The sequence below is a fragment of the Xenophilus azovorans DSM 13620 genome (genome assembly GCF_000745855.1).
Lineage (GTDB): Bacteria > Pseudomonadota > Gammaproteobacteria > Burkholderiales > Burkholderiaceae_C > Xenophilus > Xenophilus azovorans.
In genome coordinates this window covers 132591-148598 of sequence record NZ_KN050767.1, presented here as the reverse complement: position 1 = coordinate 148598, position 16008 = coordinate 132591, and the positions used below count along the sequence as shown (strand labels likewise).

Below are 16008 nucleotides of genomic sequence, written 5' to 3'. Positions count from 1 at the left end.
AATGGAAAAGACGCAACTTGATCAGAAGGCCGCGGAGCAGGCCATGCGGGAACATCCGCGGAACTGGCTTGGCCAGGCCGCAGGATGTGCCCCCTTGAGGGGGTTGGCGAAGCGGAACGAAGTCCGCGAAGACTGGGGGTGGTTCATCTCAGGCCGTCCTTGCCCTCGATCTCGGAAACTTTCAGGCCGCCGATGCGCGGCAGCGGGCGGCCGCTGTCGGTCACGGCCACGGCCACCACGATCTCGCCGGCGCGCGGCGCGTCGCTCACGCGCGCCTCCACCGCGTCGAAGTGGCTGCGCACGAAGGCGGCGTCCTTGTGGCCCAGGGGCACGTCGATGGCAGTGCCCAGCGTGCCGCGCTTCTTGGCCGAGGGCACCAGCGCGGCGCCTTTCTCCACGGCCTGGCGCAGCGGTGCGCCGAGCTTGGGATGCAGGATGGCGGCGGCATGCTCCAGCTCGCCGCCCTCGCCCACGATGGCGGCCTTGCCGTAGCTGTGCGCCTGGCCGGGCTCGATGCCCAGCGCCTTGACGGCCTTGCCGCCGAGCAGCGCGCCCAGTTCCTCGCCGATGGCGATCAGCTCGTCCAGGTTCTCGCTGTAGCGGCCGGCGTAGGGGTTGGCGATCACGGCGATGGCCACCGCGCGGCGCGTGGGCGGCTCGACGGTCTGGCCCTGTTCCTTGCGGGTCTCGTCGACCTGGATCACGATCTTGCGGATGTCTGCTGGCATGGCTTGCTCCTTGTTCGTTGGCTATCTCAGCCCGTCCCACTTGGCGATGTTCTCGGCGCGCAGGCCGCCCACGCGGTCGTGCACGCGGTAGCCGGTCGTCATGGCGAGGATGAAGACGATCTCGTCGGCCGCCGGTGCGCCGGGCACGCGCACCTCGATGGCGTCGAACTGGCCGCGCACGTAGCTGGCGTTGATGTTGGTCAGCGGTACGTCCAGCGTGGCGCCGGGCGGGCCCACCTTCTTGGTCGAGGGCACGATGGACAGCGCGTTGCCGGGCTGGCCGGTCTTCTTCTCGTCCACGGTACCGGCCTTGTAGGCGGCGCGGTCGCCCTTCCAGCCGAGCAGCTCGCGCATGGCGTAGCCGCCGGGCACGTGCCACAGCGCGCCGTGCTCAAGCTCGCCGGCGGCGCCCACGATGGCGCCCTTGCCATAGGTGGCGATCTTCTCCAGCGGCACGTCCATGGCGGCGTGCAGGCGGTGCGCCATGTCCACGCCGACCGGGTCGAGCAGTTCCATCATGGGCAGGATGTCGGGCTCGTAGCGGCCCGCGAAGGGGTTGGTGAGCACCGCGGCGATGGCGCCTCGCACCAGCGGCTCGGCCGCGCGCGGCCCGAATTCGTGGTGGATGTGCTCGACCTGGGTGAAGACGCGTCGGATGTCGATCATGGTCTTGCGTTCGTTAAGCAAAAACGGAGCCTGCGGCGAGCCGTGCCACGGCGGGCTGCAGCACGCGGCACTGCTGCTGGCAGACGAGTATCGCCGCATGGATACGGCCTGCACGCTGCATTTCCTGCGCGCGCGCCAGGCCCGCATCGAGGGCGTGCGCCACCTGCGGCGGGGCCAGCGGCGGCACGTCCACGGTGACCGGGATGTCGCCGAGATCGCTGTCGTCCTTGCACTGGCTGGCGGGCAGGCGGCGGATCGCCGGGTCGGCCACGTCGACCGCGTTGCCGACGACGGTGGCGGCCGCGTCGGCCTCGGCCGCGCCGGCGGCCAGCACTGTCACGCTGTCGGCGATGCCCAGCGAGAAGCTGCGTCCGCGCCAGCCGCTGGTGGCCACGCCGCGCACCGGATCGCCGGCGTGCAGCGTGAAGCGGCCGTCGGTGCGCAGCGGCCCGGTGCCGGCCAGGTCGAAGCGCGACAGGTCGGCGAACAGGCCCACCTGCACCGACTGCCCGGGCGCCAGGTGCAGCGCGATGTCGCCGCCGTTGTTGACCCAGGCGCGCGCGATGCCGGTGCGGCGGTAGAAGGCGGCGATCTCCTCGGCCACCGCGCCGGCCACCGCCGCCATCGGCGTGATGAACATCGGCCGGTAGGCGGCGCACGCATCCCACATGCGCCGCGCCACGGGCCCGTGCAGCGGCGCACCGGCCGCCACGGGCTGGCGCAGCGCGGGCAGCTCGTCCACCAGCTCCTGCAGCACGCCGCGGAAGCGCGCCCAGGCCGCCTCGTGCGCGGCGGCCACGGCGGCGGCCTCGCCCTCGGCCTGGATCACCAGGTCGATCGGGCCGTGCTGGAAGTGCCAGCGGCCGCCGTCGAGCGGGTTGCGGGTGGCGTGCATGCCGGCGGTTCTCAGCCCAGGAGGGGGGGCTGGCCGAGCGGCCAGGCGTTGACGGCCTCGGGCCGGCGCCACTCGCGCGCCGTGGGCGCGCCGTCGTCCTGCCAGGCGCCGCGCGAGAGCGCCTGCTCCAGCGTCATCACGTGCTCCATGTGGCCGCCCAGCGCGGCGTAGTCGGCCAGCCGCATGCTGAACTCGATGGGCGCGATGATGGCCGGCGTGGGCACCGTGCCGAAGCTGTTGTCGGGCATGCGCGTCACGTCCACCATCACCGTGATGCCGCCGCCCGGCCACACGTAGGCCGGCGCGCCGCCGCAGGTGACGTTGACCAGCGCCTGCTTGATGGCGCGCGTGAGCAGCACGGGGTTCTCGGTCACGCCGGCGCGCAGCGAGCCGCCGGCGCCGCCGAGGAACAGCACCGTGCACAGCGAGGGCTCGCAGTTCTCGCCGATGCGGTCCACCACCTTCTGCACCTCGGGCGGGATCGGCTGCTCCACCGGCTGCAGGTTGTCGTCCAGCACGAACCACTGCGCCTGCTCGCCGGTGGTGGAGGTCATCAGCAGGCGCAGGCCGGGCTTGGCGACGCCGGGCTCCCAGCCCTCGATGATCGCCAGCGGATCGGCGATGTCGGTGCCGCCCCAGCCGCTGCCCGGGTTGGCCACCTGGAAATAGCGCCCCGGCGTGGACTTGCGCCCGCGCATCTGGATGCCCGAAGGCGGCATCGCCAGGCAGCGCCCGGCCTGGTGCTCGGTCAGCACGCCGGTGATGTGGTCGTCCACCACCACCACCTCGTCGGCCAGGCCCAGCAGCTGCCGCGCGAAGATGCCCACGGTGGCCGAGCCGCAGCCCACGCGCATGCGCTGCTCCTCCACGCCGTTGACGATGGGCGCCTTGCCCGCCTGGATCACCAGGCTGGAGCCGCCGTCGATGGTGCATTCGGCCGCCTGCTTGTTGCACAGGTTCTGCATCAGCTCCAGCGTCATGCGGCCTTCCTTCTTGCTGCCGCCGGTGAGGTGGTGCACGCCGCCGAGCGAGAGCATCTGCGAGCCGTACTCGGCCGTGGTGACGTGGCCCACCACCTCGCCCTTGTAGCGCACGTTGGCCTGCTCGCTGCCCAGGAAGCGGTCGGTGTCGATCTTCACCTTGACGCTGCAGTAGCTGAAGATGCCCTCGGTGACCACGGTGACCATGTCCACCCCCTGCGCCTTGGAGGCGACGATGAAGGGCGCGGGCTTGTAGTCAGGGTAGGTGGTGGAGGCGCCGATGCCGGTGACGAAGACCTGGTCGGCCAGCAGCAGGTCGCCGTCCCAGTCCCTGGCCGGCGGCGCGCTCTCGGCGGGTGCTTCGGCGCCTTCGCGCGCGAAGGGCACCAGGGCGGGCGACTCGCTTTGCAGCTCGCGGCGCAGCAGCACCACCGGGTCGACGCGCACCAGCACGCCGGCGCGGTTGGCGTAGCGGTCGCAGGCGCCGCTGCGGCCTTCGGAAATCTGGCACAGCACCGGGCAGGCGTTGCATTCGACCTTGGCGCTGCTCATGCGCTCGTTGCGCACGGGTGCCTTGCCCATCCCGAGGGGCGAGGCCTCCGGCAGCACCGGCAGGTCCATGCCTGGCAGGCCGTCGGTCTTGGTGTGTTCGGTCATCGTGAGGCTCCGTTCCTTCAGCACGCGCACAGGGTAAGTACTGCAACAAGCGTGCCGGATTGGCGCTTGTCCGCCGCGTGCGTCCTGTGTAGCATTCGCTCCATATTCATGTGGCAAACACTACATGAACCGGAATCTACCGAAGCATGGCAATACGCGTATGGGTGTTTTCCTGAGGCGGCGTGCGCCGCGTTGGTGCGGCACGAACGAAAATGGGTCCTGTTGTGGCCGCCAGCTCAGCGCAAGCATTCCCCACGGCGCCCGGTCCCCTTTCCGCCTTTCCCCCATTCACAACTTCCGGTAATTTGCTTATGAGTGCCTTCAGCGAAGAACGCGTCCTGACCGTCCACCACTGGACCGACCGCCTGTTCACCTTCACCACCACGCGCGACCAGGCGCTGCGCTTTTCCAACGGCCACTTCACCATGATCGGGCTGAAGGTCAACAACAAGCCGCTGCTGCGCGCCTACAGCATCGTCAGCCCCAACTACGAGGAGCACCTGGAGTTCCTGAGCATCAAGGTGGAAGAGGGCCCCCTGACCTCGAAGCTGCAGCACATCCAGGTGGGCGACACCATCATCGTGGGCCGCAAGCCCACCGGCACGCTGCTGATCGACTACACGCTGCCGGGCAAGCGCCTGTACCTGTTCGGCACGGGCACGGGGCTGGCGCCCTTCATGAGCATCATCCGCGACCCGGAGACCTACGAGAAGTTCGAGAAGGTCATCCTGGTGCACGGCGTGCGCCAGGTGGACGAGCTGGCCTACCACGACCTGGTGACCGACCACCTGCCCAAGCACGAGATCCTGGGCGAGATGATCCAGAACCAGTTGCTGTACTACCCGACCGTCACGCGCGAGGAGTTCCGCAACCAGGGCCGCATCACCGACCTGATCACCACCGACAAGCTCACCGACGACCTGGGCCTGCCGCCGCTGAACGCGGCCGAGGACCGCGTCATGATCTGCGGCAGCCCCGGCCTGCTGGTGGACATGAAGGAGATCCTCGAAGGGCGCGGCTTCAAGGAAGGCAACACCAGCACGCCGGGCGACTACGTCGTCGAGCGCGCTTTCGCTGAAAAATGACCCCCCCCAAGCCGCTGCGCGGCTCCCCCCCGGGGGGGCACACCCGACGGCCCGGCGAAGCCGGTTCCGTGGGTGTCGCTGGCATGGCCTGCTCCGCGGCCTCCAGTGCCATTGGAGGGCGGGCGCTGCCGGCGGTGTGCACCGCCCGGATTCGCTGAGGCTGCCATGGCCGCCCGCAAGTCCGTCGCCAAGCCGCAGCGCAAGACGGGCGTGCGCGAGGCGCAGGCGCAGGCGTCGCGCGAGGCCATCCTGCGCGCGGCCACCAAGGTGTTCGCGAAGTACGGCTACGAGGGCGGCAGCGTGGAGAAGATCAGCCGCGCCGCCCGCTCGTACGACCGGATGATCTACTACTACTTCGGCAGCAAGGAGGGGCTGTTCGTCGCCGTGCTGGAAGACATCTACCAGCGCATGGACGAGGCCGAGGCCGCCATCGACCTGGACATGGCGCGCCCGGTGGAGGCGCTGACCGAGGTGATCCGCTTCGTGCTGGGCTACTACCGCGCCAACCCGCACTTCATCACGCTGCTGAACACCGAGAACCTGCACAAGGGGCGCCACATCGCCAAGTCGCTGCGGGCGCGCGAGTATTCCTCGCGGGCGGTGGCGATCATCGAGCAGATCCTCGCCAGCGGCGCCGCGCAGGGCCTGTTCCGCGCCGACCTGGCCGCGCGCGACATCTACCTGCTGATCGCGGCCACGGGCTACTTCTACATGTCCAACCGCTACACGCTCACCAGCTTCCTGGGCGAGCCGCTGGAGTCGCCCGAAGCGGCCCGGCACTGGGAGGACTTCGTCATCGAGACGGTGCTGCGCACGGTGCGCAGCGACGAGAACAACGAAACCACCACACCCCACGAGGTATCGAAATGGCAACAGAAGCCGCCGCCGGCAAGTCGGGCAAGGTCGTCATCCAGAACATAGGGCTGCTGCTCTCGGGCGACATCGACCAGCCCATCCTCGACGCCGACACCATCGTCATCGACGACGGCCTGATCACCGCGGTCGGCAAGGCCAAGGACTGCGACACGTCGAACGCCAAGACGGTGATCGACGCGAAGAAGACCTGCGTCGCCCCCGGCCTGATCGACAGCCACGTGCACCCGGTGGCCGGCGACTGGACGCCGCGCCAGAGCCAGCTCAACTGGATCGAGTCGAGCCTGAACGGCGGCGTCACCACCATGATCTCGGCCGGCGAGGTGCACTACCCGGGCCGCCCGAAGGACATCGTCGGCCTGAAGGCGCTGGCCATCACCGCGCAGCGCGCCTTCGACGCCTTCCGCCCCGGCGGCGTGAAGGTGCTGGCCGGCGCGCCCGTCATCGAGAAGGGCATGGTCGAGAGCGACTTCAAGGAGCTGGCCGAGGCCGGCGTGGGGCTGCTCGGCGAGATCGGCCTGGGCTCGGTCAAGGCCGGCTACGAGGCCAAGGAGATGGTGGCCTGGGCGCGCAAGCACGGCATTCAGAGCACCATCCACACCGGCGGGCCCTCGGTGCCCGGTTCGGGCTACATCGACAAGGACACGGTGCTGGAGGCCGATGCCGACATCATCGGCCACATCAACGGCGGCCACACCTCGCTGCCGATGAAGCACGTGTGCGAACTGTGCGAGAAGAGCACGCGCGGCATCGAGATCGTGCACAACGGCAACGAGAAGGTGGCCATCGGTGCGGCGCGCGCGGCCATCGAGCTGAAGTGCCCGCACCGCGTGATCCTGGGCACCGACGGGCCGGCCGGCTCGGGCGTGCAGCCGCTGGGCATCCTGCGCATGGTCGCGCTGATCTCGTCGATGGCCGACATCCCGGCCGAGCTGGTGTTCTGCTTCGCCACCGGCAACACCGCGCGCATGCGCAACCTCAACTGCGGGCTGGTGGAGGTGGGCCGCGCGGCGGACTTCGTCTTCATGGACCGCGCGCAGCACACCTCGGGCGCCACGCTGCTGGAAAGCGTGCAACTGGGCGACCTGCCGGGTGTGGGCATGGTGATGATCGACGGGCTCGTGCGCTGCGGGCGCAGCCGCAATACGCCGCCGGCTGCTGAGGTGCCGGTCGTCGTCGGGCACTGATTCTTTTGACTTTGGTGGGCGCGCGCCGTGGCCGCGGGCCTGGGGCGCGGGCTCATGGTGGGGCGGTCGGCGCGTTGCGCCGACTGCGCTGCGGTGCTCGGCCAGGGGCGGCGCTGCACAACTCACTGCGCGCTCCTGCGGAGCGCTCCGTTCAAACAGGTGCAGCGAGTCAGAGTTGAAGCGTGCCTGTCCTTCGGCAGGCACGCCCGCCCCTGGCCTGCGCTCCTCGCCGCCCCACAAATCGCCCTCGCCCCAGGCCCCCGGCCACGGCGCGTGGAACCGTCCGGGTGCATCCGGGGAGAGCGGTTGAACAACCCGGGCGCAGGCCCAGGCCCCGGTGAGGGGGCGGTGGCGCGCCTGTGGAGCGCCGAGAAGCGCAGGGCGGCCGGGCTGCATGCCTGCCGCAGGACAGGCATGCTTCGTGATCTGACTCGGCGCAGCTGTTTGAACGGAGCGCTCCGCAGGAGCGCGCAGTGAGTTCTGCGCCGGCCCGGCCGCGCGAGCATCGCAGGGGAGTCGGCGCAAAGCGCCGACCGCTCCACCGAAGCGCCACCGCCCCCTCACCGGGGCCTGGGCCGGACCACGAACAACACGCCCGCTGTGCTACACAGGCCAGACCACCCCGTTGTCGTTCAGGATCGCATCCAGCGGCACGTCGTGCGCCTCCGGCTCGAAGTCGTCGACGAAGCCGTTGGCGAAGCCCAGCCCCACCGTGAACGGCCGGGGCACCATCGCCGCCAGCGTGCGGTCGTAGAAGCCGCCGCCGTAGCCCAGCCGGTAGCCGCCCGCGCTGTAGCCCAGGCAGGGCACGAACAGCAGCGTGGGGACGATCAGCTCGGTGTCCTTGGGCTTGGGGATGTCGTAGGCGTCGTTCTCCATCGGGCAGCCCGGGTACCAGGCGTGGAAGGTCAGCGTCTTGTGCACGCGGTCGACCACCGGCAGCCCGATGCGCCGGCGCAGGGGCTCGTCCATCAGCTCGCCGTCTTCCTTCCAGCGGTGCAGCGCGGGCAGCGGGTCGAACTCGCCCTTGATCGGCCAGTAGGCGCCGATCACCGTGTCGGGCCGCCCCACCAGCCAGATGCGCATCACCTGCTGCAGGGCGGCGGCGCGCTGCAGGCGGTCCGGCATGGCCAGGCGCTGCTCGATCAGCGCCTTGCGGACCTGCGCCTTGAGAAATTCGCCCGCTGCGGACGGCTTCGCGCCGGTGCGCGAGCGATTTCCATCGTGTGCCTTGTCCATAATCCCTCGATGCAGTTTCGAAGCATTTTGGCAGCCTTGCTGCTGGGGTCGGTCGTGCTGGCGCAGCCCGCCTGCGCGCAGGAGGCCGGCAGCGACGACGTGATCCTCCAGATGAAGCAGGCCTTCCAGCGCGGCGACAAGGCCCGGCTGGCGGCCCTGCTGCCCGCGGCGCGCGGCCACGCGCTGGAGCCGTGGGCCGCCTACTGGGAGCTGAAGGCGCGCCTCCAGGAGGCCGGCAGCGACGAGGTGCAGGCCTTCCTCGCCCGCTACGCCGGCACCTACCAGGAAGACCGGCTGCGCAACGACTGGCTGCTGCTGCTCGGCCAGCGCCGGCAGTGGGACGAGTTCGCGGCGCTGCACGCGGGCTTTCGCATGCGCGACGACCGCGAGGTGCAGTGCTACGCCATCCTGGTCGACGTGCTGACCAGCGGCCAGGCCACGCCGGAGCAGGCCGAGACGGTGCGGCGCAACTGGCTGGGCCAGCGCGACCTGGACGACGGCTGCCTCACCGCGGCCGACCGCATGATCGCCGCGCGCCTGATGTCGCCCAACGACGCCTGGCGCAAGGCGCGCCTGGCGATGGAGGCCAACCGCACCAGCGCGGCCCGCGCCGCCGTCACGCTGGTCGCGCCCGAGGCGCTGCCCACCTTCGCCCAGGTCGGCGCCAGCGCGGCGCGCTTCCTCTCCGGCGCCGCCTCGGCCGCCAGCAAGGCGCGCAAGGAGATGGTGGTGCTGGCCCTGATCCGCATGGCCGCCTCCGACCCCGACACCGCCGCCACGCAACTGGAGGGCAAGTGGGGCCCCATGCTCTCGCCCGAGGAGCGCAACTGGCTGTGGGGCAGCATCGGCCGCCAGGCGGCGCAGAAGCTCTCGCCCCAGGCGCCGGGCTACTTCGCCAACGTGACGAAGAACGGCGACCTCACCGACGACATGCTCGGCTGGCGCGTGCGCGCCGCGCTGCGCATGGGCCGCTGGAAGGAGGTCGAGTCCGCCGTCGACGCGATGAGCGAGGAGGCGCGCCAGGACGCCACCTGGGTCTACTGGAAGGCCCGCGCCCTCGCCGCGCAGGGTGGCGCGCGGCGCCAGGAGGAATCGCGCGAGCTGCTGCAGTCGATCGCCGGCACGCGCGGCTTCTACGAGCTGCTGGCGCTGGAAGACCTGGGCCAGCGCGCGCAGGTGCCCACGCCGCCGGAGCCGCTCACGCCCGAGGAAAGAGCCGCCGCACGCAGCAACGCCTCGCTGCAGCGCGCGCTGTACGCCATCGGCATCGGCCTGCGCTCCGAGGGCGTGCGCGAGTGGAACTACGCCACCAACCTGCACGAGCGCGGCGGCATGGACGACCGCGCCCTGCTGGCCGCCGCCGACCTGGCCTGCCAGCGCGAGGTGTACGACCGCTGCATCAACACCAGCGAGCGCACCAAGGGCTTCATCAGCGCCGAGCAGCGCTTCCCGATGCCCTTCCACGACACGGTGCTGCGCAAGAGCGCCGACATCGGCCTGGACCCGGCCTACGTCTACGGCCTGATCCGCCAGGAGTCGCGCTTCATCATGGACGCGCGCTCGGGCGTCGGCGCCTCGGGGCTGATGCAGCTCATGCCCGCCACCGCGCGCTGGACGGCGCGCAAGATCGGGCTGGACTACGCGCCCTCGATGATCACCGACCGCGAGACCAACATCACGCTGGGCACCAGCTACCTGAAGCTGGCGCTGGACGATTTCGACGGCTCCATGCCGCTGGCGGCAGCCGCCTACAACGCCGGCCCGGGCCGCCCGCGCGCCTGGCGCAACGGGCCGGTGCTCGACGCCGCCATCTGGGCCGAGAACGTGCCCTTCAACGAAACGCGCGACTACGTCAAGAAGGTGCTGGCCAACACCACCAACTACGCGGCCCTCATCACCGGCCGGCCACAGTCGCTGAAGGACCGGCTGGGCACCGTCGGCCCGCGCTCGGCCGCCGAGCCGGAGCCGAACAAGGACCTGCCCTGACCGCCTGCCCGATCCCTATGCGCCACGCGGCCCCGACCGGGGCCGCGCGCCTTTGACGACATGAACAAATCCCTCCAATGGCTGCGCGCCCACCTGCCGCCCTGGGCCCTCGACTGGCTCGACGTGCTGGTGCCCGCCGTGCAGGTCGTGCTCATCGTCCTGGTGGCCTGGCTGCTGATGCGCCTGGTGCGCCGGCTCGTCCGCCGGCTGGCCGCGGCCTACGCCCTGCCCTCCGAGGTCGTGCTGCTGTCGCGGCGCACCGTCGCCTTCGTGGTCTACGGCGGCGCGCTGCTGTGGTGCCTGGAGCGCCTGGGCGTCTCGGGCGGCGTGCTGTGGACGGCCTTCACCGGCTTCGCGGCCGTGGGCGCGGTGGCCTTCTTCGCCGCCTGGAGCGTGCTGTCGAACATCTTCTGCGCGCTGCTGATCTTCACCACCCGGGCCTTCCGCCTCGGCGACCTGGTGGAGCTGCTGGAGAACGGCGACAAGCCCGGCCTGAAGGGCCGCGTGGCCGACATCAACCTCGTCTACACCACGCTGGACGAGACCGGCGACGCCGCCAACGGCACCACGCTGCAACTGCCCAACAGCCTGTTCTTCCAGCGCGTGCTGCGGCGCTGGCACGGCAGCGCAGCGGCCGGCGCGCCGCTGCCCGCCGCGCTGCCGCCGCCCGGCCAGCCGGCCGCCGCGCCACCGCCGCCGGCGCCCCACTGAACCGGCGGCCTGCGCCTACAGCGGCACGGCGGGCGGCGGTCTACAGTGCCGCAGCCCCTCCCAGCCCCCACCCGACGCACGCAGCCCCATGGCCTCATCCGACTGGAGCACCCGCCTGGCCGACACGGTGGCCGCCGAGTTCTCCGACGTGCCCGACCTGGAACAGCTGGTGCGCATCCTGGTGCGGCTGCTGCTGGCCGCCGTGCTGGGCTTCGTGCTCGGCTTCGAGCGCGAGCAGCAGGGCAAGGCGGCCGGCGTGCGCACGCACATGCTGGTGGCCATCGGCTCGGCGCTGTTCGTGCTGGTGCCGCAGCAAAGCGGCATCGTGCCGGCCGACATGAGCCGCGTGATCCAGGGCCTGGTGGCCGGCGTGGGCTTCCTGTGCGCGGGCACCATCCTCAAGCAGGGCAGGGACGAAGCGCAGGTGCAGGGCCTGACCACCGCCGCCGGCCTGTGGATGACGGCCGCCATCGGCATGGCCTGCGGCCTGGGGCGCGAGGTGACGGCGGTGCTCAGCGCGCTGCTGGCGCTGGTCGTGCTGCAGCTGGTGCCGCACCTGGTGAGCCTGGTCGAGCGGCTGGCCGGCCCGCGCCGGGCGCAGGACGTCGCCGCGAAGAAGGTGATCGCCACGCCGGACGAGCCGCCGCCGCGCTGAGCCGCCGCCGCGCGCATCAATCGCCGCCGCATCCGGCATCAACGGCGCAGCCGGCCGCGGCTAGCATGGCCGGCTCAGCAAGGAGAACGAACGCATGTCCGCATTGAAGCTCTACATCGGCAACAAGAACTACTCGTCCTGGTCCATGCGCCCCTGGGTGCTGATGACGCAGGCCGGCATCCCCTTCGAGGAGGTGATGGTGCGCTTCGACTCCTTCGGCCCGGACTCGCACTTCAAGGCCACCGTGGGCGCGATCAACCCGGCCGGTACGGTGCCCGTGCTGGTCGACGGCGACCTGGCCGTGTGGGACACGATGGCCATCGCCGAATACCTGGCCGAGCGCTTCCCCGAGCGCGCGCTGTGGCCGCGCGATGCCGCCGCCCGGGCACGCGCGCGCAGCATCAGCGCCGAGATGCACGCCGGCTTCACCGCGCTGCGCAGCCACTGCACCATGAACATCGAGGCCGACCTGCGCGAGGTCGGCCAGCGCCTGGTGGCCGAGCAGGCCGGCGTGCGCAGCGACCTGCAGCGCATCGGCAGCATGTGGAGCGAATGCCTGGCCGCGCACGGCGGCCCGATGCTCTTCGGCGAGTTCAGCATCGCCGACGCCTTCTACGCGCCAGTGGCCACCCGCATCCGCACCTACGGGCTGCCGGTGCCCGAGGCGGCGCAGGCCTACATCGACCGCCTGCTGGCCCTGCCCGGCGTGCGCGCCTGGATCGACCAGGCGCTGTCCGAGCACGACTTCGTCGCCTTCGACGAGCCGTACCGCACGTCGCGCGGCTGAACGGCCCGCATGCGCCGCGGGCCGGCGCACCGCCGCCTAAACTGACGGCATGGAGAACTACCTCGTGGGCGGCGCCATCCGCGACGCGCTGCTCGGCCGGCCGGGCAGCGACCGCGACTGGGTGGTCGTCGGCGCCACGGTGCAGCAGATGCTCGACGCGGGCTTTCTGCCCGTAGGGCGGGACTTCCCGGTCTTCCTGCATCCCGACACGCGCGAGGAATACGCCCTGGCCCGCACCGAGCGCAAGAGCGCGCCGGGCTACCGCGGCTTCGTCGTGCACGCCGCGCCGGAAGTGACGCTGGAGGAAGACCTCGCGCGGCGCGACCTGAGCATCAACGCCATGGCACTGCCCGCCGCGCAGGCCGACGTGCGCCCGCTGCCCATCGACGCGCTGATCGACCCCTTCCACGGCCGGCGCGACCTGCAGGACAAGGTGCTGCGCCACGTGACCGACGCCTTCCGCGAGGACCCGGTCCGCATCCTGCGGCTGGCGCGCTTCGCCGCGCGTTTCCACGACTTCGCCGTGGCGCCGGAAACGATGGCGCTGATGCGCGCCATGGTCGCCGCCGGCGAGGCCGACGCGCTGGTGCCCGAGCGCGTCTGGCAGGAGCTGGCGCGCGGGCTGATGGAGGCGAAGCCCTCGCGCATGTTCGAGGTGCTGCGCGAATGCGGCGCGCTGGCCGTGCTGCTGCCGGAGGTGGAGCGCCTGTGGGGCGTGCCGCAGCCCGAGCAGCACCACCCCGAGGTCGACACCGGCGCGCACCTGATGATGGTGCTGGACATGAGCGCGCGGCTGCAGGCGCCGCTGGCGGTGCGCTTCGCCTGCCTGACGCACGACCTCGGCAAGGGCACCACGCCGGCCGAGGCGCTGCCGCGGCACATCGGCCACGAGCAGCGCAGCGCCGATCTGCTGGCCGGCCTGTGCGAACGCTGGCGCGTGCCCACCGAGATCCGCGAGCTGGCCGAGGTGGTGGCGCGCGAGCACGGCAACATCCACCGCAGCGCCGGCTTCGGGCCGGCGGCGCTGGTGCGGCTGCTGGAGCGCTGCGATGCCTTCCGCAAGCCGCAGCGTTTTGCCGATGCACTGCTGGCCTGCGAATGCGACGCGCGCGGGCGCCTCGGGCTGGAGGCGCAGCCCTATCCGCAGCGCGAGCGGCTGCTGGCGGTGCTGGCCGCCGCGCGCGGCGTGGACACGGGCACGGTGTCGCGCCGGGCGATGGAGCGCGGCGCGCGCGGGCCGCAGGTCGGTGCGGCGATTCATGCGACGCGGGTCGAGGCGGTGGCCGCGGCCGCCGGCGAGGCGCCGCCGCGCTGAGCGGCGTGCGCGCCCACGCCGCATTGGCGGCATCCGCCGACGCAGCCGCGCGTTTCAGCGTGTTAAGGTGAAACGCGACATGCAACTGCCCCCGCCCCCCCTGCCGGACCGCGACCCGGCCCTCTTCCTGGATTTCGACGGCACGCTGGTGGCCATCGCCGAGACGCCCGAGGCGATCGAGGTGGCGCCCGGCCTGGTGCCGCTGCTCATCGAGCTGCACGAGCGGCTGGACGGCGCGCTGGCCATCGTCTCCGGCCGCCAGATCGACGTGCTCGACCGCTTCCTGGCGCCCCTGCGCCTGCCTGCCGCCGGCGAGCACGGCGTGCAGCGGCGCGACGCGCAGGGCCGCCTGCAGGAGCGCACGCCCCCGGACCTGGCCGTCGTGCTGGAGGCCGCCAATGCGCTGGCCGCGCGTCACACGGGCCTCCTGGTCGAGCGCAAGCACGCGGCCATCGCGCTGCACTACCGGCTGGCCCCGGACCTCGGGCCGCTGTGCCTGGACACGATGGCCGAGGTGATCGGCAGCGACCCGCACTTCGAGCTGCTGCACGGCAAGCGCGTGGTCGAGGTCAAGCCGGCCGGCGTCAACAAGGGCCTGGCCATCGACGCCTTCCTGGAGGAAGCGCCGTTCCAGGGCCGCGTGCCCGTCTTCGCCGGCGACGACACGACCGACGAGACCGGCTTCGCCATCGTGCAGTCGCGCCCCGGCGGCATCGGCATCAAGGTCGGCCAGGGCCCCACGCAGGCGGAGCACCGGCTGGCCGGCACGACCGCCGTGCACGGCTGGCTGCGCACGCTGCGCGACCACCTCGCCGCCCAGGCCGTCCGCTGAACTCATCATCCCCACCGCCCATGCCTCGTCTCGTCGTCATTTCCAACCGCGTCGCCGATCCCCGCAAACCCGCCGCCGGCGGCCTGGCCGTGGCGGTGGGCGAATCGCTGCAGCAAAGCGGCGGCCTGTGGTTCGGCTGGAGCGGCCGCATCGTGGAGGACGGGCCCACCGGCGAGGGCGAGGTGCACCGCCAGCAGGCCGGCAAGGTGACGCTGGCCATGCTGGACCTCTCCCGCGAGGACCACGACAGCTACTACCTGGGCTACAGCAACAAGGTGCTGTGGCCGGTGTTCCACGACCGGCTGGACCTGGCGGACTTCGAGGCCGCCTTCATCGACGGCTACCGCCGCGTGAACCAGCTGTTCGCGCGCAAGCTGCTGCCGCTGCTGCAGGAGGACGACATCCTCTGGGTGCACGACTACCACCTCATCCCGCTGGCGGCCGAACTGCGCGCCATGGGCTGCCGCCAGCGCATCGGCTTCTTCCTGCACATCCCGCTGCCGCCGCAGATCATCATGGCGGCCATTCCGCAGCACGAGTGGCTGATGCGCTCGCTGTTCGCCTACGACCTGGTCGGCTTCCAGGCCCAGCAGGACGTGCAGCACTTCGAGCGCTACGTGTTCAACGAGGCCACGGGCGAGTCCCTGGGCAACGACCTGTTCCGCGGCTGGGGCCAGACGGTGCGCGCAAGCGCCTTTCCCATCGGCATCGATGTCGACGAGTTCGAGGCGCTGACGCGGGCCAGGGATGCGCAGGACATGTACGAGACGATGAAGGGCGAGTACAGCAAGCGCCGCCTGCTGCTGGGCATCGACCGCCTCGACTATTCCAAGGGCATCCCGCAGCGGGTGCGCGCCTTCCGCGAGCTGCTGGCCAACTACCCGGAAAACCGGCGCAGCGCCACGCTGATCCAGATCGCCTCGCCCACGCGCGAGGACGTGAACGCCTACGGCGCCATCCGGCGCGAGCTGGAGTCGCTGTGCGGCGCGATCAACGGCGACTATGGCGAACTGGACTGGATGCCGGTGCGCTACATCCATCGCATGGTGGCGCGCCGGCGCGTGCCGGGCCTGTGCCGCGCCGCGGCCGTGGGTCTGGTGACGCCGCTGCGCGACGGCATGAACCTGGTGGCCAAGGAATTCGTCGCCGCGCAGGATCCCGAAGACCCCGGCGTGCTGGTGCTGTCGCGCTTCGCCGGGGCGGCCGAGCAGCTCAGGGAAGCGCTACTGGTCAACCCCTACGACATCCACGCCACCGCCGAGACGGTGCAACAGGCGCTGCAGATGCCCCTGCCCGAGCGGCAGGCGCGTCACCGCAAGCTGCTGCAGCGCATCCGCGAACAGGACGTGCACTGGTGGCGCAGGAGCTTCCTCGAGGCGCTGAACTCGGCGCCGCGCGTGAGCTAGGCACGC

15 protein-coding genes are annotated in these 16008 nt (G+C 71.3%); 10 read left to right on the top strand and 5 right to left on the bottom strand.

What is annotated here, in order from left to right:
• Nucleotides 1-143: 143 nt before the first annotated feature.
• The 4 genes from Q392_RS29745 to Q392_RS29730 are packed head-to-tail and all read right to left on the bottom strand — an operon-like array spanning nt 144 to nt 3926.
• Entirely contained in the window at nt 144-728 is a 585-nt protein-coding gene (locus tag Q392_RS29745) for an amino acid synthesis family protein (RefSeq protein WP_038217941.1), read from the bottom strand.
• A 21-nt stretch (nt 729-749) separates the two neighbouring features.
• Nucleotides 750-1394, bottom strand: a complete 645-nt coding sequence (locus Q392_RS29740; protein ID WP_038217939.1) for an amino acid synthesis family protein — start codon at nt 1392-1394, stop codon at nt 750-752.
• 13 nt (nt 1395-1407) lie between these two features.
• Nucleotides 1408-2289 (bottom strand): UPF0280 family protein, encoded by an 882-nt coding sequence (locus Q392_RS29735; RefSeq protein WP_038217937.1) that lies wholly within the window; start codon nt 2287-2289, stop codon nt 1408-1410.
• 11 nt (nt 2290-2300) lie between these two features.
• Nucleotides 2301-3926, bottom strand: coding sequence for a hypothetical protein (locus Q392_RS29730; protein WP_038217935.1), 1626 nt, complete (start codon nt 3924-3926; stop codon nt 2301-2303).
• Between the two features lie 311 nt (nt 3927-4237).
• Here Q392_RS29730 and Q392_RS29725 point away from each other — a divergent pair, with 311 nt between their 5' ends.
• The 3 genes from Q392_RS29725 to Q392_RS29715 all read left to right on the top strand — a co-directional run bounded on the left by Q392_RS29725 (nt 4238) and on the right by Q392_RS29715 (nt 7071).
• A complete protein-coding gene (locus Q392_RS29725) occupies nt 4238-5011 on the top strand; it encodes a ferredoxin--NADP reductase (RefSeq protein WP_038217931.1) in 774 nt (257 codons plus the stop codon).
• A 165-nt stretch (nt 5012-5176) separates the two neighbouring features.
• Entirely contained in the window at nt 5177-5932 is a 756-nt protein-coding gene (locus tag Q392_RS29720) for a TetR/AcrR family transcriptional regulator (protein ID WP_038217919.1), read from the top strand.
• Nucleotides 5878-7071 carry an amidohydrolase family protein gene (locus Q392_RS29715; protein WP_038217916.1) on the top strand — a complete coding sequence of 398 codons (1194 nt, stop codon included), beginning with the start codon at nt 5878-5880 and terminating at the stop codon, nt 7069-7071. Before Q392_RS29720 ends, Q392_RS29715 begins: the two co-directional genes overlap by 55 nt.
• 603 nt (nt 7072-7674) lie before the next feature.
• Here the strand turns inward: Q392_RS29715 and Q392_RS29710 are convergent.
• Nucleotides 7675-8310: a 5-formyltetrahydrofolate cyclo-ligase gene (locus Q392_RS29710; protein WP_084217491.1), complete on the bottom strand. Its 636-nt coding sequence runs from the start codon at nt 8308-8310 to the stop codon at nt 7675-7677.
• 9 nt (nt 8311-8319) lie between these two features.
• Between Q392_RS29710 and Q392_RS29705 the strand changes: the two genes are divergently transcribed.
• The 7 genes from Q392_RS29705 to otsA all read left to right on the top strand — a co-directional run bounded on the left by Q392_RS29705 (nt 8320) and on the right by otsA (nt 16002).
• Nucleotides 8320-10296: a lytic transglycosylase domain-containing protein gene (locus Q392_RS29705; protein ID WP_038217914.1), complete on the top strand. Its 1977-nt coding sequence runs from the start codon at nt 8320-8322 to the stop codon at nt 10294-10296.
• Nucleotides 10297-10356: 60 nt separating this feature from the next.
• Nucleotides 10357-11007, top strand: coding sequence for a mechanosensitive ion channel family protein (locus Q392_RS29700; RefSeq protein WP_051954092.1), 651 nt, complete (start codon nt 10357-10359; stop codon nt 11005-11007).
• A gap of 88 nt (nt 11008-11095) precedes the next feature.
• A complete protein-coding gene (locus Q392_RS29695; protein ID WP_038217912.1) occupies nt 11096-11662 on the top strand; it encodes an MgtC/SapB family protein in 567 nt (188 codons plus the stop codon).
• Nucleotides 11663-11756: 94 nt separating this feature from the next.
• On the top strand, nt 11757-12449 hold the full coding sequence (locus tag Q392_RS29690) for a glutathione S-transferase family protein (RefSeq protein ID WP_038217907.1): 693 nt from the start codon (nt 11757-11759) through the stop codon (nt 12447-12449).
• Between the two features lie 49 nt (nt 12450-12498).
• A complete protein-coding gene (locus tag Q392_RS29685; RefSeq protein WP_038217893.1) occupies nt 12499-13764 on the top strand; it encodes a multifunctional CCA addition/repair protein in 1266 nt (421 codons plus the stop codon).
• 79 nt (nt 13765-13843) lie between these two features.
• Entirely contained in the window at nt 13844-14596 is a 753-nt protein-coding gene (otsB, locus tag Q392_RS29680) for a trehalose-phosphatase (RefSeq protein ID WP_038217890.1), read from the top strand.
• A 20-nt stretch (nt 14597-14616) separates the two neighbouring features.
• A complete protein-coding gene (otsA, locus tag Q392_RS29675) occupies nt 14617-16002 on the top strand; it encodes an alpha,alpha-trehalose-phosphate synthase (UDP-forming) (protein WP_038217888.1) in 1386 nt (461 codons plus the stop codon).
• The last annotated feature ends 6 nt before the right edge of the window (nt 16003-16008 follow it).

Bases quoted from the DNA above. Each gene is read 5' to 3' on its own strand.
- Q392_RS29745 (WP_038217941.1), bottom strand. From the start codon at position 728: ATGCCAGCAGACATCCGCAAGATCGTGATCCAGGTCGACGAGACCCGC.
- Q392_RS29740 (WP_038217939.1), bottom strand. From the start codon at position 1,394: ATGATCGACATCCGACGCGTCTTCACCCAGGTCGAGCACATCCACCAC.
- Q392_RS29735 (WP_038217937.1), bottom strand. From the start codon at position 2,289: ATGCACGCCACCCGCAACCCGCTCGACGGCGGCCGCTGGCACTTCCAG.
- Q392_RS29730 (WP_038217935.1), bottom strand. From the start codon at position 3,926: ATGACCGAACACACCAAGACCGACGGCCTGCCAGGCATGGACCTGCCG.
- Q392_RS29725 (WP_038217931.1), top strand. From the start codon at position 4,238: ATGAGTGCCTTCAGCGAAGAACGCGTCCTGACCGTCCACCACTGGACC.
- Q392_RS29720 (WP_038217919.1), top strand. From the start codon at position 5,177: ATGGCCGCCCGCAAGTCCGTCGCCAAGCCGCAGCGCAAGACGGGCGTG.
- Q392_RS29715 (WP_038217916.1), top strand. From the start codon at position 5,878: ATGGCAACAGAAGCCGCCGCCGGCAAGTCGGGCAAGGTCGTCATCCAG.
- Q392_RS29710 (WP_084217491.1), bottom strand. From the start codon at position 8,310: ATGGACAAGGCACACGATGGAAATCGCTCGCGCACCGGCGCGAAGCCG.
- Q392_RS29705 (WP_038217914.1), top strand. From the start codon at position 8,320: ATGCAGTTTCGAAGCATTTTGGCAGCCTTGCTGCTGGGGTCGGTCGTG.
- Q392_RS29700 (WP_051954092.1), top strand. From the start codon at position 10,357: ATGAACAAATCCCTCCAATGGCTGCGCGCCCACCTGCCGCCCTGGGCC.
- Q392_RS29695 (WP_038217912.1), top strand. From the start codon at position 11,096: ATGGCCTCATCCGACTGGAGCACCCGCCTGGCCGACACGGTGGCCGCC.
- Q392_RS29690 (WP_038217907.1), top strand. From the start codon at position 11,757: ATGTCCGCATTGAAGCTCTACATCGGCAACAAGAACTACTCGTCCTGG.
- Q392_RS29685 (WP_038217893.1), top strand. From the start codon at position 12,499: ATGGAGAACTACCTCGTGGGCGGCGCCATCCGCGACGCGCTGCTCGGC.
- otsB (WP_038217890.1), top strand. From the start codon at position 13,844: ATGCAACTGCCCCCGCCCCCCCTGCCGGACCGCGACCCGGCCCTCTTC.
- otsA (WP_038217888.1), top strand. From the start codon at position 14,617: ATGCCTCGTCTCGTCGTCATTTCCAACCGCGTCGCCGATCCCCGCAAA.